General features: G+C 68.1%; 17 protein-coding genes and 1 pseudogene. 7 read left to right on the plus strand and 11 right to left on the minus strand.

Features of this window, described 5'->3' with window-relative positions; all coding sequences use genetic code 11:
- Positions 1-615, plus strand: coding sequence for a DUF4136 domain-containing protein (locus CFB41_RS07385; protein WP_089456069.1), 615 nt, complete (start codon positions 1-3; stop codon positions 613-615).
- A gap of 60 nt (positions 616-675) precedes the next feature.
- Here the strand turns inward: CFB41_RS07385 and galU are convergent, their stop codons facing one another.
- Positions 676-1560, minus strand: coding sequence for a UTP--glucose-1-phosphate uridylyltransferase GalU (gene galU, locus CFB41_RS07390; RefSeq protein ID WP_089456070.1), 885 nt, complete (start codon positions 1558-1560; stop codon positions 676-678).
- Positions 1561-1647: 87 nt separating this feature from the next.
- Positions 1648-4515: a valine--tRNA ligase gene (locus tag CFB41_RS07395; protein ID WP_089456071.1), complete on the minus strand. Its 2868-nt coding sequence runs from the start codon at positions 4513-4515 to the stop codon at positions 1648-1650.
- Positions 4516-4728: 213 nt separating this feature from the next.
- On the opposite strand from CFB41_RS07395, the gene CFB41_RS07405 reads away from it, so the two are divergent.
- Together CFB41_RS07405 and CFB41_RS07410 are read left to right on the plus strand one after the other, a co-directional pair.
- Positions 4729-7092 (plus strand): UvrD-helicase domain-containing protein, encoded by a 2364-nt coding sequence (locus CFB41_RS07405; RefSeq protein WP_089456072.1) that lies wholly within the window; start codon positions 4729-4731, stop codon positions 7090-7092.
- Positions 7089-7886 carry a 5'-methylthioadenosine/adenosylhomocysteine nucleosidase gene (locus CFB41_RS07410; RefSeq protein WP_089456073.1) on the plus strand — a complete coding sequence of 266 codons (798 nt, stop codon included), beginning with the start codon at positions 7089-7091 and terminating at the stop codon, positions 7884-7886. Before CFB41_RS07405 ends, CFB41_RS07410 begins: the two co-directional genes overlap by 4 nt.
- A 74-nt stretch (positions 7887-7960) precedes the next feature.
- On the opposite strand, the gene CFB41_RS07415 is transcribed toward CFB41_RS07410, so the two are convergent.
- On the minus strand, positions 7961-9199 hold the full coding sequence (locus tag CFB41_RS07415; protein WP_089456074.1) for an MFS transporter: 1239 nt from the start codon (positions 9197-9199) through the stop codon (positions 7961-7963).
- Between the two features lie 408 nt (positions 9200-9607).
- On the opposite strand from CFB41_RS07415, the gene CFB41_RS07420 reads away from it, so the two are divergent.
- Positions 9608-11281, plus strand: coding sequence for a methyl-accepting chemotaxis protein (locus tag CFB41_RS07420; protein ID WP_089456075.1), 1674 nt, complete (start codon positions 9608-9610; stop codon positions 11279-11281).
- 21 nt (positions 11282-11302) lie between these two features.
- On the opposite strand, the gene CFB41_RS07425 is transcribed toward CFB41_RS07420, so the two are convergent.
- The 4 genes from CFB41_RS07425 to CFB41_RS07440 are packed head-to-tail and all read right to left on the minus strand — an operon-like array spanning position 11303 to position 16214.
- Positions 11303-12178, minus strand: coding sequence for an HlyD family secretion protein (locus CFB41_RS07425; protein WP_089439860.1), 876 nt, complete (start codon positions 12176-12178; stop codon positions 11303-11305).
- Positions 12179-12190: 12 nt separating this feature from the next.
- On the minus strand, positions 12191-12394 hold the full coding sequence (locus CFB41_RS07430) for a DUF1656 domain-containing protein (RefSeq protein WP_011351756.1): 204 nt from the start codon (positions 12392-12394) through the stop codon (positions 12191-12193).
- On the minus strand, positions 12391-14592 hold the full coding sequence (locus CFB41_RS07435) for an FUSC family protein (RefSeq protein ID WP_089456076.1): 2202 nt from the start codon (positions 14590-14592) through the stop codon (positions 12391-12393). The genes CFB41_RS07430 and CFB41_RS07435 overlap by 4 nt, the downstream gene beginning before the upstream one ends.
- Positions 14593-14606: 14 nt before the next feature.
- Entirely contained in the window at positions 14607-16214 is a 1608-nt protein-coding gene (locus tag CFB41_RS07440) for an efflux transporter outer membrane subunit (RefSeq protein ID WP_089456077.1), read from the minus strand.
- Positions 16215-16371: 157 nt separating this feature from the next.
- On the opposite strand from CFB41_RS07440, the gene CFB41_RS07445 reads away from it, so the two are divergent.
- Together CFB41_RS07445 and CFB41_RS38070 are read left to right on the plus strand one after the other, a co-directional pair.
- Positions 16372-17313, plus strand: coding sequence for a LysR family transcriptional regulator (locus CFB41_RS07445; RefSeq protein WP_039347327.1), 942 nt, complete (start codon positions 16372-16374; stop codon positions 17311-17313).
- A gap of 117 nt (positions 17314-17430) precedes the next feature.
- A complete protein-coding gene (locus tag CFB41_RS38070) occupies positions 17431-17583 on the plus strand; it encodes a hypothetical protein (protein WP_179249978.1) in 153 nt (50 codons plus the stop codon).
- A gap of 59 nt (positions 17584-17642) precedes the next feature.
- On the opposite strand, the gene CFB41_RS07450 is transcribed toward CFB41_RS38070, so the two are convergent.
- The 4 genes and pseudogenes from CFB41_RS07450 to wrbA all read right to left on the minus strand — a co-directional run bounded on the left by CFB41_RS07450 (position 17643) and on the right by wrbA (position 20948).
- Complete coding sequence (locus CFB41_RS07450) at positions 17643-18473, minus strand: metallophosphoesterase (protein WP_089456078.1); 831 nt, start codon at positions 18471-18473, stop codon at positions 17643-17645.
- Positions 18474-18498: 25 nt separating this feature from the next.
- The gene (locus CFB41_RS07455; protein ID WP_256940973.1) at positions 18499-19920 is read right to left on the minus strand and encodes an FAD-binding oxidoreductase; all 1422 of its coding nucleotides are present in this window, start codon (positions 19918-19920) and stop codon (positions 18499-18501) included.
- Between the two features lie 75 nt (positions 19921-19995).
- Positions 19996-20331, minus strand: a pseudogene (locus tag CFB41_RS38550) (DUF2069 domain-containing protein); the annotation flags it as partial.
- Entirely contained in the window at positions 20328-20948 is a 621-nt protein-coding gene (gene wrbA / locus CFB41_RS07460; RefSeq protein WP_089456080.1) for an NAD(P)H:quinone oxidoreductase, read from the minus strand. The gene wrbA and the pseudogene CFB41_RS38550, both read right to left, overlap by 4 nt.
- Positions 20949-21093: 145 nt before the next feature.
- Between wrbA and CFB41_RS07465 the strand changes: the two genes are divergently transcribed.
- On the plus strand, positions 21094-22425 hold the full coding sequence (locus CFB41_RS07465; RefSeq protein WP_089439868.1) for a YihY family inner membrane protein: 1332 nt from the start codon (positions 21094-21096) through the stop codon (positions 22423-22425).

Below are 22425 nucleotides of genomic sequence, written 5' to 3' on the forward strand. Positions count from 1 at the left end.
ATGAGAAAGGAATGGGCAGCGACCGCGCTGGCGGCGTCGCTGTTGACGGGTTGCGCCGGCGTGACGAGCGGCGTCAGTGCGGTCGGGCAGCCGAACGCGTTCGCATCCGGTGCGCACGGCTACGATTTCGTGCGCACGGCCGCGCAGGCCGACGATGCCGAATACCGGCAGATCGAGACGCTCGTGCGCGACGAACTCGCGCACCGCGGTTTCGATGCGAAGCCGCTCGCGGCCGCGCGCTACCGGCTGTCGATCGCGTATGCGACGCAGCCGGCCTCGGTCGCGGCGCGCGCCGACGGGTGCGGGGCCGCGAGCAGCGCATGCGTGACGGTCGATGGGCCGGCGCCGTTCGCGCTGCCGTTCATGGGCCGCGTGTATCGCCATGTGCTGACGCTGCGCTTCGTCGACGCGAAATCGGGCGCCGACGTCTACCGCGTATCGGCCGCGCTGCGCGATCGCGATCCCGGCACGCAGCAGGCCGCGCCGGCGCTCGTGAAGAGCGCACTCGCGAAGCTGCCGTTCGGCGACGGCGGCGGCTGGCTCGTCAAGACGAAAAAAGACGACGCGGGCGCGATGCCGGGCGTCGTCTCGGTGAAGCCGGCCGAAGCGCGCTGAGCGTCGGCCGGTGAGGTGAGGGCGGGCCCGCCGGAGCGGGCCGTCGTGCCCTTGCCGCGTTCAGGCGGCCGGGTGTGCGCCGTTGCGTGTGCGCAGGTACGCGTCGAACTCCGCGCCGACTTCCGCGTGGCGCAGCGCGAATTCGACCGTCGCCTTCAGGTAGCCGAGCTTGCTGCCGCAGTCGTAGCGCGTGCCCTGGTACTTGTAGGCCAGCACTTGCTCATCGGCGAGCAGCGCCTGGATCGCGTCGGTGAGCTGCAGCTCGCCGCCCGCGCCGGGCTTCAGCGCACGCAGGTGCTCGAAGATCCGCGGCTTCAGGATGTAGCGGCCGACCACGCCGAGGTTCGACGGCGCGACTTCCGGCGCCGGCTTCTCGACGATCGCCGACATCTTGACGATCGACTCTTCCCACTCCTTGCCGTCGACGATCCCGTACGACTTCGTCTCCGACGGCGGGATCTCTTCGACGCCGATCACCGAGCTGTGATAGTGGTCGAACACGTCGACCATCTGCTTCATCACGGGCGGGTTGCCGTCGAGCAGGTCGTCCGCGAGGATCACCGCGAACGGGTTGTCGGCCACCAGCTTTTCCGCGCACAGCACCGCATGGCCGAGGCCGAGCGCTTCCGGCTGGCGCACGTAGAAGCAGTCGACATGGCTCGGCTTGATGCTGCGCACCAGTTCGAGCAGCTTTTCCTTGCCGCGCGCCTCGAGTTCGGCCTCGACCTCGTACGACTTGTCGAAGTGGTCCTCGATCGCGCGCTTGCTGCGCCCGGTGACGAAGATCATCTCGGTGATGCCGGCGGCGATCGCCTCTTCAACCGCGTACTGGATCAGCGGCTTGTCGACGACCGGCAGCATTTCCTTTGGGCTCGCTTTCGTTGCCGGGAGGAACCGCGTGCCGAGACCAGCAACGGGGAACACTGCCTTGGTAACTTTCAACATGATCGAACCTTTATTCCTGTAATCGACTTGTCAGATGGTCTATGTTCACGTCCCCATTATAGTGAACGCAAACGACCTTACCCTTTGTTACGCAGGCAACCGATCGAGCTGCGCGCGCAGTTTTTCAAGCGTGCTCTGGAATTCCGCGACGCGCTTCTGCTCCTGTTCGACCACGGCCGGCGGCGCTTTCGCGACGAATGCCTCGTTGCCGAGCTTCGCATTGCACTTCGTGATCTCGTTCGTCAGGCGCGTGATTTCCTTCGACAGGCGCTCGCGTTCGGCCGCGACGTCGATCTCGACCTTCAGCACCAGCTTGTTCGGCCCGACGATCGCGATCGGCGCGCCGTGCGCTTCCTTGTCGAGCGTCGCTTCGTCGGCGAGGATCTGCACTTCCGACAGGCGCGCGAGGGCCTGGACGTACGGCGCGAACGAGCGCAGGCGCTCGGCATCGCCGGCTGCGAGCAGCGGCACCTTGGTGGCCGGCGACAGGTTCATCTCGCCGCGCAGGTTGCGGCACGCGTCGACGATCGCCTTCAGGTCGGCCGCCCACTGTTCGGACACCTCGTCGATCTTCTGCAGGTTCGCGACCGGGTACGCCTGCGTCATCAGCGACGCTTCGCTTTCGGCCATGCCCTGCGGATACCGGCCCGCCAGCGGCGCGACCTTCTGCCAGAGCGCTTCGGTGATGAACGGGATGATCGGGTGCGCGAGGCGCAGCACCGTCTCGAGCACGCGCAGCAGCGTGCGGCGCGTCGCGCGCTGCTGTTCCGGCGTGCCGTTCTGGATCTGCACCTTCGCGAGTTCGAGATACCAGTCGCAGTACTCGTCCCACACGAACTTGTAGATGCTGCTGGCGATGTTGTCGAAGCGGTAATCGGCGAAGCCCTTCGCGATGTCGGCCTCCGTGCGCTGCAGCAGCGACACGATCCAGCGGTCGGCCGCCGAGAAGTCGAGGTAGCCGCCCGGGCCGCAATCGCCCGCGCCGCAGACTTCCGGCTTGTCGCTGCCGCAGTCGTGGCCTTCGCAGTTCATCAGCACGAAGCGCGTGGCGTTCCACAGCTTGTTGCAGAAGTTGCGATAGCCTTCGCAGCGCGCGAGGTCGAAGTTCACGTTGCGGCCGAGCGTCGCCATCGACGCCATCGTGAAGCGCAGCGCGTCGGTGCCGAACGCGGCGATGCCGTCCGGGAATTCCTTGCGCGTCTTCTTCTCGATCGTCGCGGCCTGCTTCGGGTTCATCAGGCCAGTCGTGCGCTTCGCGACCAGCGTGTCGAGGTCGATGCCGTCGACGATGTCGATCGGGTCGAGCGTGTTGCCCTTGCTCTTCGACATCTTCTGGCCTTCCGCGTCGCGCACGAGGCCGTGCACGTAGACGGTGTGGAACGGCACCTTGCCCGTGAAGTGCGTGGTCATCATCACCATCCGGGCGACCCAGAAGAAGATGATGTCGAAGCCCGTGACGAGCACCGACGACGGCAGGAAGTGCTTCAGTTCAGGCGTTTCGTTCGGCCAGCCGAGCGACGAGAACGGCACGAGCGCCGACGAGAACCACGTGTCGAGCACGTCTTCGTCGCGCTTCAGCGCACCCGTGTAACCCTTCGCGGCAGCCTGCGCGCGCGCTTCTTCCTCGTTGCGCGCGACGAACACCTCGCCGTTCTCGCCGTACCACGCGGGAATCTGGTGGCCCCACCACAGCTGGCGCGAGATGCACCAGTCCTGGATGTTCTCGAGCCACTGGTAGTAGGTGGTCGTCCAGTTTTCGGGGACGAACTTGATCTGGCCGCTGCGCACGACGTCGAGCGACGTTTCCGTGATCGACTTGCCCGGATTGAACGTGCCTTCCGGCGCCGGCTTCGTCATCGCGACGAACCACTGGTCGGTCAGCATCGGCTCGATCACGACGCCCGTGCGGTCGCCGCGCGGCACCATCAGCTTGTGCGGCTTCACCGAGTCGAGGAAGCCTTCCGCGTCGAGGTCGGCGACGATCGCCTTGCGCGCGTCGAAGCGGTCGAGGCCGCGATACTGCTCGGGGCCGTTGTCGTTGATCTTCGCGTCGAGCGTCAGGATCTCGATCGGCGCGAGCTTGTGGCGCTGGCCGACCTGGTAGTCGTTGAAGTCGTGCGCGGGCGTGACCTTCACGACGCCCGTGCCGAACTCGCGATCGACGTAGTCGTCGGCGATCACCGGGATCTGGCGGCCCGTCAGCGGCAGCGTGACGAGCTTGCCGATCAGGTGCGCGTAGCGCTCGTCTTCCGGGTGGACCATCAGCGCGACGTCGCCGAGCATCGTTTCCGGGCGCGTCGTGGCCACGGTCAGCGAACCCGAGCCGTCGACCAGCGGGTAGCGGATGTGCCACAGGTGGCCGTTTTCCTCTTCGCTCACGACTTCGAGGTCCGACACGGCAGTCAGCAGCACCGGATCCCAGTTCACGAGGCGCTTGCCGCGGTAGATCAGGCCCTGTTCAAAGAGCGTGACGAACACGTCGCGCACGGCGGCCGACATCTTGTCGTCCATCGTGAAGTATTCGCGCGACCAGTCGGTCGACGCGCCGAGGCGGCGCACCTGGCCGGTGATCGTCGAGCCCGATTTTTCCTTCCATTCCCACACGCGTTCGACGAACTTCTCGCGGCCGAGGTCGTGGCGCGATACGCCCTGTGCATCGAGCTGGCGCTCGACGACGATCTGGGTCGCGATCCCCGCGTGGTCGGTGCCGGGCACCCACAGCGTGTTCTCGCCGAGCATCCGGTGGTAGCGGGCGAGGCCGTCCATGATCGTCTGATTGAACGCGTGGCCCATGTGCAGCGTGCCCGTCACGTTCGGCGGCGGCAACTGGATCGCGAAATCGGGGCGGGCCGGGTCGAATGCCGGGGCGGCGTAGCCGCGTTTTTCCCACTCCGGCCCCCATTGGGACTCGATGGTGTGGGGCTCGAAGCTCTTCGCAATCGTGTTGTCGCTCATGTTGGAAATCTGCCGAAAAATGCGTGAATTGGATGCCGAATCTGACAATTATAAATGGATGCACATCGACCAGCCATCGCCTTGCCGGCGCGGGCCTCGCGGGACGCCGCAACAGCGCGTCCGTGACGTGCCGGCGAACGGATCGGGAACGGCATCGCGCGGCCGACTTATAATGTCGGGTCCGCATTTTTCTCGCCCGTTTGCTGCCGCTCCATGCCCGATCTGCTCGCCAATCTGAACCCCGAACAACTCGCCGCCGTCACGTTGCCGAACGAACCGGCGCTGATCCTCGCAGGGGCGGGCAGCGGCAAGACCCGCGTGCTGATCACCCGCATCGCGTGGCTGATCCAGCAGGGCTACGCGTCGCCGCCCACCGTGCTCGCCGTGACCTTCACGAACAAGGCCGCGCGCGAAATGATGGCGCGCCTGTCGGCGATGATGCCGATCGACACGCGCGGGATGTGGATCGGCACGTTCCACGGCCTGTGCAACCGGATGCTGCGCACGCACTGGCGTGATGCCGGCCTGCCGCAGACCTTCCAGATCCTCGATACGGCCGACCAGCTGTCCGCGATCAAGCGGCTGATGAAGTCGGCGAACGTCGATGATGAAAAGTACCCGCCGAAGAACGTGCAGTACTTCATCAACAACGCGAAGGAGCAGGGGCTGCGTCCCGACAAGGTCGACGCGTCCGACAACTTCAACCGCAAGTTCGTCGAGCTGTACCAGGCGTACGACCAGCAGTGCCAGCGCGAGGGCGTCGTCGATTTCCCCGAGCTGCTGCTGCGCTGCTACGAACTGCTCGCGTACAACGCGCCGCTGCGCGCGCACTACCAGGCGCGCTTCCGCCACATTCTCGTCGACGAGTTCCAGGACACCAACAAGCTGCAGTACGCGTGGCTCAAGATGCTCGCGGGCGGCGAAAACGCGATCTTCGCGGTCGGCGACGACGACCAGTCGATCTATGCGTTCCGCGGCGCGAACGTCGGCAACATGCGTGACTTCGAAGACGAATTCCGCGTGCGCAACCTGATCAAGCTCGAGCAGAACTACCGGTCGCACGGCAACATCCTCGACGCGGCCAACCAGCTGATCTCGAACAACGCGCACCGCCTCGGCAAGAACCTGCGCACCGACGCGGGCCACGGCGAGCCCGTGCGCGTGTACGAAGCGAGCACCGATTCGCAGGAAGCCGGCTGGATCGTCGAGGAGATCCGCTCGCTGATCAACACCGGGATGGCGCGCAGCGAAGTGGCCGTCCTGTACCGCAGCAACGCGCAGTCGCGCTCGATCGAGCACACGCTGATGTCGTCGGGCATCCCGTACCGCGTGTACGGCGGCCTGCGCTTCTTCGAGCGCCAGGAAGTCAAGCATGCGCTCGCGTACCTGCGCCTGATCGACAACCCGAACGACGACACCGCGTTCGTGCGCGTCGTGAACTTCCCGACCCGCGGCATCGGTGCGCGCTCGATCGAGCAGCTGGCCGACGCCGCGCGCCTGTACGGTTGCTCGATGGCCGCCGCGATTCCGTACGTGACGGGCAAGGCCGGCACGAGCCTCGGCGGGTTCGCGAACCTGGTCGCGAAGATGCGCGCCGACACGCAGCACATGAACCTGCCCGACACCGTCGAGCACATCGTGCGCGCCAGCGGCCTCGCCGATTTCTACCAGGGCGAGCGCGAAGGCCAGGACCGTCTCGAGAACTTGCAGGAACTCGTGAACGCGGCCACCGCGTTCATCGCCGAGGAAGGCTACGGGCTCGACACGCCGGCCCGTTCGATCCCGCTGCGCGCGGGCGCGATCGCGGCGCCCGAGCTCGGCACCGCGACGGACGATCCGGCCGTCGACGTGCTCGACCCGGTATCGCCCGCCGACCCGGCGCAGAACCCCGACACGATGACGCCGCTCGCCGGCTTCCTGTCGCATGCGTCGCTGGAGGCCGGCGACAACCAGGCGCAGGCCGGGCAGGACGCCGTGCAGCTGATGACGGTGCACGCGGCGAAGGGGCTCGAATTCTCGGCCGTGTTCATCACGGGGCTCGAGGAAGGGCTGTTCCCGCACGAGAACAGCGTGCTCGAATCGGACGGCCTCGAGGAAGAGCGCCGGCTGATGTACGTCGCGATCACGCGCGCGAAGGAGCGGCTCTACCTGTCGTTCGCGCAGAGCCGGATGCTGCACGGCCAGACGCGCTACAACGTGCGCTCGCGCTTCTTCGACGAACTGCCCGAGCACGTGTTGAAGTGGCTGACGCCGAAGGTCGAGGCCGGTTCGCGCTGGGGTGGCCGGTCGGACAACGCCGGATACGGGCGCGACTGGTTCGCGCGGCCGGGCGGCGGCAGTCGCGAGCAGATCGTCGACCCGGCCGTATCCGCGCCGCTGCCCGCGTTCGCGGACAAGCAGCGCGCGGCCGATGCCGGCTTCCGGGTCGGCCAGCAGGTGTTCCACACCAAGTTCGGCGAAGGCACGGTCACCGCGCTCGAAGGCAACGGCACCGATGCGAAGGCGCAGGTGAAGTTCAAGCGGCACGGCGAGAAGTGGCTCGCGCTCGCGGTCGCGAAACTGCAGGCGGTGGAATGATGGGTATCGACCTGGATGTGACGCCTGCGGCCCGCCCGCTCGGCATTCTGGCCGCGCTGCCCGAGGAACTCGGCGACCTGATCGCCGCGATGCGCGCCGACGGCGCGATGAAGACGGTCACGCTCGGCCGTCGCGATTATCACGTCGGCACCGTGCACGGCGCGGCCTGCGTCGTGACGCTCGCACGGGTCGGCAAGGTGGCGGCCGCCGCGACGGTCAGTGCGCTGATCCACGTGTTCGGCGTGGCGGGCGTCGTGTTCACCGGCGTGGCGGGCGGCGTGTCGCGCACGGTGCGGGTCGGCGATGTCGTCGTGGCCGATACGCTGCTGCAGCACGATCTCGATGCGTCGCCGCTCTTTCCGCGCTACGAGGTGCCGCTGCTCGGCATCACGCGTTTCGCAACCGACACGGCGCTGACCGCGAGCCTGCGGGCGGCATGCACGCAGTTCGTCGAGGAAGAGGGCGCGCAGTTCGCCGCGCGCTTCGGCCTGGCCGGTGCGACGCTGCATGCGGGGCTCATCATCAGCGGCGACCGCTTCGTGTCGAGCGAGCGCGAGGTCGTCGCGCTGCGCGACGCGCTGCCGGATGCGCTTGCGGTCGAGATGGAAGGCGCCGCGATTGCGCAGGTCTGTGCGGAGCACGACGTGCCGTTCGCGCTCGTGCGCACGATCTCCGATACGGCCGACGATCATGCGACACAGTCGTTCTCGCACTTCCTGTCGGCGATCGCGAGCAGCTATTCGTCGGGCATCCTCAAGCGTTTCCTGACGCTGCATGCGACGACGGCGGCCTGAAGCCGCCGCCGTTTTCTGCATTCCTTCATTCGAGCCGTTCGACCGGCCGCGGCGCGCACGCCGCGGCCGGTTCGTCACGCCGGCTTGCGCCGGCTGCTTTCGAGGTTCGGCAGGAACACCGTCAGCACGCCGATCAGCGGCAGGAACGAGCACACCTTGTAGACGAACGGGATGCTCGTTGCGTCCGCGAGCTGGCCGAGCACGGCCGCGCCGACCCCGCCGAGGCCGAATGCGAAGCCGAAGAACAGGCCCGCGACCATCCCGACCTTGCCGGGCATCAGCTCCGTCGCATAGACGAGGATCGCGGCGAACGCCGACGCGAGCACGACGCCGATGATCACGGTCAGCACGCTGGTCCAGAACAGGTTCGCGTACGGCAGCAGCAGCGTGAACGGCGCGACGCCGAGGATCGACACCCAGATCACGTACTTGCGGCCGATCCGGTCGCCCACCGGCCCGCCGATCAGCGTGCCGGCCGCCACCGCCGCGAGGAACACGAACAGGTGGATCTGCGCGGCCTGCACCGACAGGTGGAACTTGTCGATCAGGTAGAACGTGAAATAGCTGTTGATGCTCGCGAGGTAGAAGTACTTCGAGAACACGAGCAGCACCAGCACGCCGATCGCCCCCATCACGCGGCCGCGCGACAGCGTCGGGTGGCCGGCCGCGGCGGCCTTCTTCTTCATCGACGGATGCTTCTTGTACCAGTGGCCGATCTGCGTGAGCACGATCATCGCGACGAGCGCGGCCGCCGAGAACCACGCGATGCTGTGCTGGCCGTGCGGAATGATCACCAGCGCGGCGAGCAGCGGCCCGAGCGCGGAACCCGCATTGCCGCCGACCTGGAACACCGACTGCGCGAGCCCATGCTGGCCGCCCGACGCCATCCGCGCGACGCGCGACGATTCGGGATGGAACACCGACGAGCCGCAGCCGACCAGGGCGGCGGCCACCAGCAGCATCGGGAAACTCGTCGCGACCGACATCAGCAGCAGCCCCGCGAGCGTGAAGCCCATGCCGACCGGCAGCGAATACGGCTTCGGACGCTTGTCGGTATAGAGGCCGATGAGCGGCTGCAGCAGCGACGCGGTGATCTGGTAGGTGAGCGTGATCAGGCCGATCTGCGCGAACGACAGCGCGAACTGGCTCTTGAGCATCGGATAGATCGCGAGGATCAACGACTGGATCATGTCGTTGAGCATGTGCGAGAAGCTGATCGCGCCGAGCACCGGGTACACGGTGCGGGCGACGGGCGGGGCGGATGGCTGGGCGGCGGCTGCGCCGGCGGAGCCGGTATCGAGGCTGGTTTCCATGTGAGAGCTGAACGAGTTGAGGTGGCGGGCGCGCTCTGCTGGGGATCGGCGCGTCTTGAATCGTTGCTGAGTCAAAGAAGTGTAATGTGGCGTATCGAGAATGTCAGGACAAGTTTTATCGCGAATCGGACATTCATCTGACGGATCGTCCGATACGCACTTTTTTGACCGGGTATAACGCAGGCGGCGCCCCTGCCGGTCGGCGGAGGGCGCGCCCGGGGGCGGTGCGTGGTTTCCCGGACTCAAGAAACGGCGATGGCGGCCGTAGAACGACCCAATGACAACAGGCGCGCCGCGCCCGGCACCGGCTATCCGCCGGTGCGGGCGCAGGACGCGCGGCAAGGCCAGCCATCGCGGGAACGCCGGGACCGACCTTTCCGGCCGCGTGATCAATACGGGGATAGTTCGATGAAAGCAGCATCTTTGCATCCACAGCCGGGTGTGGCAGCCGCCGCCCCCGACGTTGCCGCCGGCCGCGCCGCACGGCGCCAGCGCGCGGCGCGTCGCGAGCGCCGGCCGTGGACCGTCAAGGCGACGTTGCGCGCCGCCTTCGCGATCCTGCTGGTCGGCACGCTGGCGATCGGCGTGTTCTCGCTCTGGCAGATCAGCCGGCTGAACGCGTCGATCGCGTCGGTCTACGAGCAGGGCCACGTCGCGAGCCGCGCGGCCGAGGAGGTCCGGGCCGAAGTGCTGCGCGCGAGCCGCGCCCAGAAGATGCTGCTGACCGCGACTACCGCGAAGGAGCGCGACGAGCTGGGCGCCGACGTGGGCGCGGGGCTCGCGTCGATCGGCCAGGCGCTCGGTACGCTGCAGCGCTATGCGGATCCGGCCGACGCCGACGATTCGGCGCGGCTGCACGCGTTCTCGACGGCGGTCGGCACATGGAGCGCGCATCTGCGCGATTTCGTCGAACTCGTGCGTGCGCAGCCGCTCGACCTGTCGCAGATGAACTGGCAGGTCGGCACGCAGGACGTGTCGCTGCTGGTCGAAACCGGCAAGCTCGAGAAACTCGTCGCCGAACTCGTGAAGACGCGCGGCGCGAAGTCGAAGGCGACGCTCGATGCGTCCGCCACCATATTCTCGTCGTCGTTCGCGATGATCGCGGCGATGACGGTTGCGCTGATCGTGCTCGCGATCGTGATCGCCGAGCGCGTCGTGCGCCGTCTCGCGTCACAGCTCGGCGGCGAGCCCGCGCACGCGAAGGCGATCGCCGCGGACATCGCGCGCGGCGACCTGACGCGACCGATCACGCTGGGCCGGCACGACCGCGACAGCATGGTGCGTGCGCTGGCCGAGATGCAGACGGGGCTCGCGGCGACCGTCGGCGAGATCGCCGTCAGCGCGGAAGCGATCGCGGCGGCGTCGGGCGAGATCTCCACCGGCAACCTCGATCTGTCGAAGCGCACCGAGCAGCAGGCCGTCGCGCTCGAGCGCACCGCGGCCAGCATGGAGCAGCTCACGTCGACCGTACGCCAGAACGCCGAGAACGCGCGGCAGGCGAGCGCGCTGGCGGCCAATGCGTCGGCCGTCGCGGAGACGGGCGGGGAAGTCGTCGGGCGGGTGGTGGCGACGATGAGCGAGATCGACGACAGCGCGAAGAACATCCGCGACATCATCGGCACGATCGAGGGGATCGCGTTCCAGACCAACATTCTCGCGTTGAATGCGGCGGTCGAGGCGGCGCGCGCCGGCGAACAGGGGCGCGGCTTCTCGGTGGTAGCGGGCGAGGTGCGGTTGCTTGCGCAGCGCTCGGCGACCGCGGCGAAGGAGATTCGCGAGTTGATCGGTGCGTCGGTGGAGCGCGTCGCGAACGGTGCGACGCTCGCGCACGACGCGGGCCGCACGATGGGCGACGTCGTGCGGGCAGTGAAGCGCGTGACCGACATCATCGGCGAGATTTCGGCGGCATCCGATGAGCAGAGCGCCGGCATCGAAGAGATCGGCCGCGCGGTCACGCAAATGGACGCCGGCACCCAGCAGAACGCGGCGCTCGTCGAACAGGCGGCCGCCGCGGCGAACGCGCTCGACGAGCAGGCGCAGGCGTTGACGTCACTGGTCGGGCGCTTTCGCATCGCGGCCTGAGCGCGCCCGGCCGTCCCGCATTTACGACTTCTTCTGCTTGTCCGGGTCGATGATGACCGTGCAGGTCGTGCCCGCCGACAGCACCACGTCGGCCGGCACGTCGTCGATCTTGATGCGCACCGGCACGCGCTGGGCGAGGCGCACCCAGTTGAAGGTCGGGTTCACGTCCGCGACGAGGTCGCGGCTTTGCGGGTTGTCGCGATCGTAGATGCCGCGCGAGATGCTTTCGACGTGGCCCTTCATCACGCCGCCGCTCATCAGCCGCATCTCGGCCGGCGCACCGATCTTCACGCGCGGCAGCTTGGTTTCCTCGAAGTAGCCGTAGACCCAGAACGAATGGCTGTCGACGATCGCGAGCTTCGCCTGGCCGGCCACCGCGTAGTTGCCCTTGAACGTCTGCAGGTTCGTGATGTAGCCGTCGACCGGCGCGACGACGCGCGTGCGCTCGAGGTTGAGCTTCGCGGCATCGAGCGCGGCGATCGCCTGCTGGTATTGCGCATCGGCGCTCGACGCACTGTGCGCGGCGTTCTCGCGATTTTCCTTCGACACGACGAGCGCGTCGAGATCCGCGCGGCGGGCCGCGTCGTCGCGGCGCATCTGCAGTTCCGCGCGGCGGGCGGCAACGGCCGCCTGCGCCTGCTCGACCGCGATCTGGTAGTGCGACGGGTCGATCTGCATGATCAGGTCGCCTTTCTTGACGAGCTGGTTGTCATGCACGGGCAGCTCGACGATCGCGCCCGACACGTCCGGCGCGACGTTGACGATCTCGGCGCGTACGCGCCCGTCGCGCGTCCACGGATCATCCATGTAGTGCACCCACAGCGAGCGCCCGATCAGGATCGCGACGAGAAGAATGATGGCGGTCGCGACGAAGCCGAAGAGTTTTCTGAGAATCATGATGGTTCGGAATCAACGGTAAACGGCAAGACTCAGTCCGCCGCAAATGCAGACGAGAAGGCAGGCCCGGAACAGCGACGGGTGCCAGACGAGTCGGTAGAGGCCCGTGTAGGCGAGCAGGCGGTCGACGGCCCAGGTCGCGAGCGCGCCGAGGACGAACATCAGCACCACCGTGGGCATGTAGGCATCGAGAATGGCGATTTCACGCGGCATCATGACGAGGCTCCTGGTTGGGGACGCACGGGGCGGTTGCGGTTGAGCGCGGCGAGCGGCGATTCGGGATCGAGCAGGGCCGTGCGCACGAAATGCAGGTGGCTCAGGATCCGCTGCAACTGGTGGCGTTCCTCGCGCGTCGGCGTGAACGCGTCGAGCGTCTGCCGGGTCGCATCGATCGCAGCGTTGACCGCGGCGAGCGTGGCGTCGAAGCGTTCGGCGTCCGGCCGGGTGAACAGCGACGACAGCGCGGCGCGCATCGTCTCGATCGCGCGTCGCCACGGCGTCGTCGGCGCATAGCGCGGATCGGACGGCAGCGTGGCCAGCTCATGGCGCAGGTCGATGGCCGCGTTGCCGGTTTCGAGCACCGCGAACATCCAGCGCAGCGCGTCGCGCTGCACGTCGGGCTGGTCGGCCGACAGCGTGTGCGCCTGGTACATCAGGTCGCGCGCGCCGCTCTCGAAGCGCGTGCGCAAGCCGGCGAGCCGCGCATGGCAGGCCGCGACGGCCTGGTGGCGCAGGTCGGCGAGCAGCCGCTTCTTGAGCCACGGCGCGGTCGGCGGGAACAGCACGGCGAACGCGATCGCCGATACCAGCATCGACAGCAGCAGCGCGAGCGCATCGTTCATGAAGCTCGTCGGATCGTAGTGCGTGATGCTGTCCGGGCCCGCGAGGAAGCAGAAGAAGATCAGGTAGCCCATCCCGTAGCCCGCGAGCTTCGGCTTCAGCGTCATGTAGATGCCGATCGCGAGCAATGGCGCGAGCGCCGCGCACAGCAGCCAGAAGCCGTCGATCCGCGGGTAGATGCCGAACATCAGCAGGAAGCCGGTACAAACGGCCAGCGCCGTGCCCATCCCCATCTGGGCGGCCATCGCGGTCGGGCGCGGTGCCGACGATGCGAGCGCGCAGGTCGCCGCGGCGTTCAGCACCAGCATCACGCCGCTCGGCCACGCGGTCTCGATCCAGAACCAGCCCAGCGCGAGAATCACCGTCGCAGTGCGGATCCCCGCGATCGTGGCGGCCGTCCGGTTGGTGCGCGGCTCGTAGCGCTCGATCCAGCGTTCGCGCTCGTGCGTCGCGGTCGCGAGCGAGGCATAGGTCGCCGCATATTCCTGCAGGTCGGTGATGAAGCGGTACAACAGCTCGGCGGCCGTGTCGAAGTCGAGCAGCGGGAAGCCGGGCTGCGTTTCGAGTTCCGCGCGCGTCGCGCGGATGCGGCGCGGCAGCGCGTCGCGCCACGCGAGCAGTTGCTCGGCCGAGTGCGCGGCGTCGATCGACGTGCGCACGGGTTCGCCATGGCGCGTGAGCAGCGGCGCGATTTCGCGGAAATACGGCTCGATCGCATCGATCGCGGCCTGCGCACCGGCTGCGTGCAGCCGGTTCATCAACTGATGCAGCGCGTGAAAGCGGCTCGATGCGCTCATGAATTCGCTGTTCAGGCGTGCGAGCCGGCCGCTGCGCATGCGCGTGTCCGGATTCTCGAACACGGCCATGCTGCGCGCGGCCTCGAAGCCGACCACGTCGGCGACGAAGCGCGTGTGGATGGTCTCGATGTGCGCGCGGTCGAGCTGGCCCGACAGCGCCGATGCGACGTAGTCCACGAAGCTGCCGAAGCGCTTGCGTACCGTCGTGCGCATCTGCTCGCCGGTGTACTGCGGAAACACGAGCGCGCTGACCACGCCGGCCGACACGATCCCGATGATCACTTCGGAGACGCGCGTCATCGCGCTCATGAAGGCGCCGTCCGGGTGCTGCGACGCGGGCAGGCCGATCAGCGCCGTCGTATAGCCGGCGAGCAGGAAGCCGTAGCTGCGGAAGTTGCGGTTGCGCGCCGCGCCGGCGGTGCACAGCGCGATCCAGATGGCGATCGCCAGCAGGAACAGCTGCGGCTGCTGCGGGAACAGCCCGACGAACGTGAGCGTCGCGATGAGCCCGAAGATCGTGCCGGCGACCCGGTAGAAGCTCTTCGCGAGCACGGCGCCGCTTTGCGGCTGCATCACGATGAAGACGGTCGTCATCGCCGTCTTCGGTGCCGGCAGGTCGAGCCGCATCGATACGCCGAGCGCGATGAAGGTCGCGAGCAGCGCCTTGAAGAGGTAGAGCCACGCGGCGCCGTCGGTGCGGGCCCAGTCGCCGAACGCGGCGGCCCAGGCCGCCAACGGGCCGCCGGCGGGCGTGGAAGCGGGGGAGGAGGCTGACATGGCGTCGCTCCGCGTTACCGTGCGGCCGGCACGCCGGACGCGCCGGCGGCGGCCACCTGCGTGGGCCGGGCGACGGCCGCCACGGGCTTCGCGCCCGACGCGGCGGCAGGCGCGGCTGCGCCGGTGGCGGATTCGTCATGCGACGGATGGCCGCCCTGCGGATGGCCGCCCCGAACGTCCGTATCCGTCTCGACCCCACCGCCGAGCGCGGCCATCAACTGCGCGTGCGCGGCGAGGCGTTCCGCATCGATGCGGGCGGCCGTTTCCTGCGCGCGCAGCAACTGCTGCTGCGCGACCAGCACGTTCACGTAATCGGTCAGCCCGCGGCGGAAGCCTTCGCGCGACAGCTGGTAGCTGCGGTCGTTGGCGGCCACCGAGCGTGCGGCGTCCTTTTTCTGCGTATCGAGCGAACGGATCCGCACGACCTGGTCGGCGATGTCCTTGAGCGCGCCGACGATCGTCTGGTTGTAGCGCTCGACCGCCTGGTCGTAGCCGGCATTCGCGGCGCCGAGCTGCGCACGCAGCCGGCCGCCTTCGAAGATCGGCAGCGACAGCGCAGGGCCGGCCGTCCAGCCGCCGTTCATCGCGCGCAGGAAGTCGGTGAACGGTGCGGTCACGCCGAAGCCGCCGACCGTCGCGAGCAGGTCGATGTTCGGGTAGAACGACGCCTTCGCGACATCGATGCCGCGCGCCTGCGCGTCGACCGTCCAGCGCGCCGCGACGACGTCGGGGCGGCGGCCGAGCAGGTCGGCCGGCATCGCCGACGGCAGGCCGGCCGGTGCGTCGAGCGACAGCTGCGGCCGCTTGATCGCATCGCCCGCGCCCGGGCCCTTGCCGGCCAGCGCGGCGAGCTGGTGCCGCGCGAGCTGGATCGCTTCCTCATAACTGTCGATCTGGCGCTCATAATCGGGCAGCGTCGATTCCGCCTGGCTCACTTCGAGCTGCGTGCCGAGGCCGGCCTGCAGCCGCTTGCGCGCCAGATCGGCGAGCGCGCGCTGGCGTTCGAACGTTTCGTGCGCGAGGTCGAGCAGCGCATAGTTCATCGACATGCCGACGTACGCACGCACGACGTTGACTTCGAGCTCGAGCTTGGCCGCACGCGCGTCGGCGGCGGTCGCATGCGCTGTGTCGAGCGCGCGCTCGGTCGCGTTCTTGTCCTTGCCCCACAGGTCGAGGTGGTACGACAGGCCGAGCGTGCCGGTGTTGTTCCAGGTATCGGTGTTCGCGAGCGGGCCGGGGCCGTAGTACACGTTGTCCGGCCAGTGCTGGCGCATCAGCGACAGGTTGCCGTTGATCTGCGGCAGCTCGGCCGAGCGGGCCACGCGCGCCATCGCCTGCGCTTCGCGCACTCGTGCCTCGGCGGCCGCGAGCGTCGGGTTGCCGGCCTGGGCGTTGGCGATCCAGGCGTCGAGTTGCGGATCGCGGTAGGCGCGCCACCAGTCGGCCGCGGGCCAGCCCGCGTCACGGTCGGCCGCGCGAATCGCCGCGCCGGCGTCGAGCGCGTTCGCTTCGATGCGGGCTGACTGCGGCTTGTTGTCGCCCATGCTCGCGCAGCCGGCCATTATTAATGAGACTGCAAGAACCGCCAGTGCGAGCGTCCCTTTTGTCGCCGGAGACTGCACGATTTTCTCCCTTTCCGATATAGATGAGTCGGATGCGATTATATTTTTCAGTGATTCCTGAATAAATGGACAAGGGTGCAAGTCATTTTTACGAATCCTGAGACAATACTTGTTCGCCTCTGTGCAACAATCCGTCCGGATTCAAACGGGCAATGGGATGGATACGTTACAAAACATGCGGGTATTCGTCCGCGTGGTCGACGCGGGAAGTTTTACCGCGGCCGCCCAGCAGATGAATTCGACTACCGCCTACGCGTCGCGCGCGGTCTCTGATCTCGAGGCGCACCTGCGCACGCGTCTCCTGAACCGCACGACGCGCCGGATCGCGCTCACCGAAGCCGGCGAGCGCTACCTGCAGCGCTGCGAGCAGATCCTCGCGTATGTCGACCAGGCCGAAGCCGAGGCGGGCGACGCGCATGCGCGCCCGTCGGGCAAGCTGAAGGTGCATTGCTTCACGAGCCTCGGCCAGCACTACCTGGTGCCGGCCATCGCGCGCTATCGCGAGCGCTACCCGGACGTGCACGTCGAGCTGACCCTCGCGCAGCGGATGCCCGATTTGCTTGACGAGGGGTATGACGTCGCGATCGTCGTCGGCCGCGACCTGCCCGATTCCGGGCTCGTGTCGCAGCGGCTCGGCGTGAGCTACAGCGTCGTGTGCGCATCGCCCGGGTATGTCGAGTCGCACGGCGTGCCGCAGCGGCCGGCCGACCTCGCGCAGCACGTGTGCCTCGGGATGATCGCGCCGGGCTTTCACTTCGACGAATGGGCGCTGTCGGGGCCGAACGGCGACGAGGTCGTGCCGGTCACGGCGCCGCCGTTTCGCGTGAACGTCGCCGAGGCGCTCGCGGTGGCCGTGCGGGAAGGGATGGGGATCGGCGGTCTGCCGCTCTATTCGGCGATCGGCTGGCTGCGCAGCGGGCACATCGTGCGCGTGATGCCCGAGTACCGGTCGCACGTGATGAACATCTACGCGCTGTATCCGTCGCGCCAGTACCTCGACGCGAAAATTCGCACCTGGGTCGATTTCCTGCGCGACGAACTGCCGGCCACGCTCGCCGCCGACGAAGCCGCGCTCGAGCAGTACACGCGTGCGACATGACAGCGCGGTTGACCGCGATCTGACGAGATTTGTCCTTCACGCAACATTTTTTTACGAACGCGTGTCAGACAGTTTGATACTGTGAGAATTAACGAGATACGCAACCCCGGAGTGGCAATGGATACGCACCTGATGATCGGCCTTGGAGTCCTGCTGGGCGCGGCCGCGGCTGCCGCGGCGACCCGCGACCTGCTGCGCGCGATGAAGGCGAAGGCGCAGATGAGGCCGGTGCCGGTGCGGGTGCGCGAGCAACGCCGTCCCGGCCGCTGATCGGGCCGTCACGCTCCGGGTCGGAAAAGGCCGCGCAACGCGGCCGCGCGGGCCGGCGTTCAGCCGAGCTCGACGACCTTGTCCCACGCGAACGCGGTATTTTCCAGTTCGCCGGTGCGCCTGTGGATGTAGCCGCGCGGGTTGCACACCACGCGCGTGCCGCCGTCCGCCACATAGTCGAATGACGTATGCGTGTGGCCGTGGAGCCACAGATTGACCGGCGGCTGCACGAGTTCCGCCATATCCGTCACGAATCCCGCCGACGCCAGATCTTCCGCATAACGCGCCGCCAGAGAGCGCCGGTGCGGCGCATGGTGGGTCACGACGATCGTCTGGCCCGCGAACGGTGTGGCGAGCTGCGCTTCGAGCCACGCGCGGCTGCGTCGATGCAGCGCGATCGCGTCCGCCGGCGAGAAATCCCGCTCCGGCGTGCCTGGCGCCGCATGCAGCGCCGCATCGTGCGGCCAGGTCACCTGGATCAATCCCTTGAAATCGAGCATCACGCGCTGCCCGGCCTCGATCGAACCGGCAACGCTGGCTTCGTCGGCGCCGAACAGCGAAAAATCGGCCCAGAGCGTCGTGCCGAGCACGCGGTAGCGCTGCGCGGGATCGACGTAGACGTCGTTGTTCAGGTAATGCACGTTGTCGAGCGCCCGCGCCGCATCGCGCATCGCCGACTCCAGCGCGCCGAATTCCCCGTCGTAGTACTCGTGGTTGCCCGGCACGTAGATCACCGGCACCGCGGGATCGAACGTTTCGGCGGCCCAGCGCAGGCCTTCCGCATGATTGTGGATGTCGCCGGCGAGCACGACGAGATCCGCGTCGGCATGCGGGATCGCGTCGGGCAGGTTGCTTTCGAGATGCAGGTCGGACAGGACGCGGACTTTCACGGGCGTGGCTCCGGAGTGGACGGCTTCAGCGCAGGACCTTGCCGGGATTCATCAGGCCGCGCGGGTCGAGCGCGGTCTTCAGCGTGCGCATCAGCGTCGTTTCGACCGGCGACTTGTAGCGCTGCGCGTCGTCGATCTTCAACTGGCCGATGCCGTGCTCCGCGCTGATCGTGCCGTGGTGGCGGTGCACGTTGTCGTAGACGATCCGGTTGATCGGCGCCTGGAACGCGGCCAGGAATGCTTTCGGGTCGCCGCCTTCGGGCATCTGCACGTTGTAGTGGAGATTGCCGTCGCCGAGGTGGCCGAACGTCACCATCCGCGCGCCCGGCGCGGCTTGCTGGATCGCCGCGTCGGTCTCGTCGATGAAGCGCGCGATCGACGAAATCGGCACCGCGATGTCGTGCTTGATGTTGAGCCCCTCGTCGGCCTGCGCGAGCGGGATGTGCTCACGCAGATCCCAGAATGCGCGCGACTGCGCGAGATTCTCCGCGACCACCGCGTCGACCACGAGCCCGGCCTCGAACGCTTCTTCCATCAGTTTTTCGAACAGCGCGCGCGCATGCGCTTCGCTTTCGTTGTCGGACAGCTCCAGCAGCACCGTCTGCGCATGCGTCTGCGCGAACGGGTAGCGCAGTTGCGGGTAGTGCTTGCCGACGAGCTGCATGCAGAAGTCCGACATCAGCTCGAACCCGGTCAGCAGCGGCCCGGCCGCGCGCTGCGCGAGTGCGAGGAAATCGAGCGCCGCGTGCGGCGATTCGAGCGCGGCGAGGGCGGTGACCTGCGCGGCCGGCAGCGGATGCAGCTTCATCACGGCCGCCGTGATGATCCCGAGCGTGCCTTCCGCGCCGATGAACAGGTCGCGCAGGTCGTAGCCCGTGTTGTCCTTGCGCAGTCCGCGCAGCCCGTCCCAGATCTCGCCCTGCGGCGTCACGACCTCGAGCCCGAGGCACAGCTCGCGCGCGTTGCCGTAGCGCAGCACCGCGGTGCCGCCCGCGTTGGTCGACAGATTGCCGCCGATCGTGCAGCTGCCTTCCGCCGCGAGGCTCAGCGCGAACAGCCGGCCGCCTTCGCGGGCGCGCGCCTGCACGTCGGCGAGGATCACGCCGGCTTCGACGGTAATCGTGTTGTTGTGCGGATCGAGCGCACGCACGCGGTTCAGGCGCGTGACGCTCAGCACGGCCTGGCTGCCGCTCGCGTCGGGCGTGGCGCCGCCGGCCAGGCCCGTGTTGCCGCCTTGCGGCACGAGCGCGATGCCATGTGCGTTGGCCAGCTTGACGAGCGCGGCGACTTCGGCCGTGTTCGCGGGCTTCAGCACCGCGCACGCGGCACCCTTGTAGCGGCGGCGCCAGTCGGTCAGGAACGGTTCGGTATCGTGCGGGTCGGTCAGCACATGATCGGCGCCGATCGCGTCACGGCACGCGGAAACGAAAGCTTCGGAGGACATCATCACCTTGTCGCGTAAGGGGCAGGACGCGGCGCGCGACTTTTTCGCCGCGCGCTTGAACGGCGCGACGTACGCCAGCGCCGCCACGAAGAAGCCGACGGCGAGCGCGGTCTCGCACCAGCCGAGCGTCGCGGACAGCCCGCGATCGGACATGCCGCGCACGACGCCCTCGGCGAAATAGACGAGTATCAGCATGCTCGCCCACTGCATCGTATAGATGTTACGCCGCCAGACGCCGGGCAGCGCGAGCGCGAGCGGGATCGCCTTGAGCATCAGCGCGGAGCCGCCCGGGCGCAGCGGCGCGAGCCACAGCTCCCACGCGAGCGACAGCGCGATCAGTGCGACGAGGCACGCGGTGGCGATCAGCGCGTGGCGCGGCCGGGCCGCGACGGGGGGGCGGGCGGGGGTGTTCATGCGGTCTCGGCGGCCTGGGCGCTGGACAGGGCCGCCGCTGCGCGCGCGAGCCGCACGCCGAGCGCGGACGCGAGCGCCTTTTCGTCCGCCGACAGCCCGGCGGCTGCCGAGCGATCGTGCTGCGCGACGTGCGATGCGCCGTAGGGCGTGCCGCCGGTGCGCGTCGTGGTGAGCGCGGATTCCGTGTACGGAATTCCCACGATCATCATTCCGTGATGGAGCAGCGGCAGCATCATCGACAGCAACGTGGATTCCTGGCCGCCGTGCAGGCTGCCCGTCGACGTGAACACGCAGGCCGGCTTGCCGGTCAGGGCGCCCGACAGCCATTGCGGTGTGGTGCCGTCGAGGAAATACTTGAGCGCGGCGGCCATGTTGCCGAAGCGGGTCGGCGAGCCGAGCGCCAGGCCCGCGCATTCCTCGAGATCGCGCAGCTCCGCGTACGGCGGGCCGTCGGCGGGGATGTCGGGGGCGGTGGCTTCGCAGACGGCCGACACGGGCGGCACGGTGCGGATGCGGGCCTGCATGCCCGGCACGCTGTCGATGCCGTTCGCGATCGCGAGCGCGAGATCGCGCGTGGCGCCGTGGCGGCTGTAATAGAGGACGAGGATGTCTTTCATGGGCGACGGAGCCGCGTGCGGCCGCGCGCGTGCCCGGTGCAGTCGGCCCCTGCTGGAATCGAGCGGCTATTATAGGGGCTGAAGCCGTCGCGTAGCGCGGCGGCGGCGCGCCGTCGGGCGCGCGGCATCAAGAAGGAGAAGTCGTTTGCCGAAGTTGAGCGTCGATCTCGACACCATCAAGCGCCTCGCGCAGTTCGCGGCCCGGCGCAGCGCCGAGGATCGCATCCCGCAAGTGGCGGGCAGCCTCACGTTCACGACGATGCTGGCGCTCGTGCCGCTCGTGACGGTCGCGTTCGCGCTGTTCACCGCGTTCCCGATGTTCGCGTCGTTCCAGATCTCGCTGCAGGGGTTCCTCGCGGATCACCTGATGCCCGCGCAGTTCAACGTCCAGATCTTCAAGTACCTGAACCAGTTCGCGTCGAAGGCGAAGGGGTTGACGACGGCCGGCCTGATCGTGCTCGTCGTCACGTCGGTGATGACGATGATGACGATCGAGTCGGCGTTCAACCTGATCTGGCGGGTGCGCAAGCCGCGGCCGTTCGCGCAGCGCGTGCTCGCGTACTGGGCGCTGATCACGCTCGGCCCGTTGCTGTTCGGCGTGAGCCTGTCGATCTCGTCGTACCTGTTCACGCAGTCGCTGGCGTTTACCGGCGCCGCGCCGTCCACGTCGATCGTCGAGTGGCTGCTCGCGCTCGTCTCGCTGCCGTTGACGGTGCTCGCGTTCACGCTGCTGTACGTGTACCTGCCGAACTGCACGGTTGCATGGCGCGACGCGGTGATCGGCGGGCTGTTCGCGGCCGTCGCGTTCGAGCTCGCGAAGCGCGGCTTCGGCTACTACGTGCGGCGCATTCCGACCTATACGGCCGTCTATGGCGCGTTCGCGGCGCTGCCCGTGTTCCTGTTGTGGGTGTACCTGAGCTGGTTCATCGCGCTGCTCGGCGCGATGGTGGCGTCCGCGCTGCCGGCGATCCGCGTCGGCCAGTTCCACCGCATCCACTACCCGGGCAGCGACCTGCTCGACGCGCTGGAAATGCTCGCGCGGCTGGCCGAGGCGCGCGCCGCCGGCAAGCGCGGCTACACGGCGATGCGGCTCGCGACCATGTTGCGCTGCGACATGGAAACCGCGCAGCGCCTGCTGACGACGATGGAGGAGCGGGAATGGATTGCGCGGCTGGACGGCGGCGGCGAGACCACGCCGCGCTACATCCTGCTCGCGAACCCGGAGCAGTTGACGCTTGCGCAACTGTTCGACGTGCTGGTGATCGATCGCACCGAACTGACCTACCAGCTGCAGCGGCGCCGCAGCCACGTCGACGGCGCGGCGCTGCTCGCGGCGCTGTCGAGCGACCGCTTCGACGTGTCGCTCGCGTCGCTGATCGCTGCGCACCGGCTTGCGGGGGCGCAGCCGGCGGCGATTGCGGGGCAGGCACCGGGCGCCGTGCCCGATCCGCACGCGCGGCCGCCGCGCCCCGCGTGA

It is taken from the genome of Burkholderia sp. AU33803 (assembly GCF_002223095.1).
Lineage (GTDB): Bacteria > Pseudomonadota > Gammaproteobacteria > Burkholderiales > Burkholderiaceae > Burkholderia.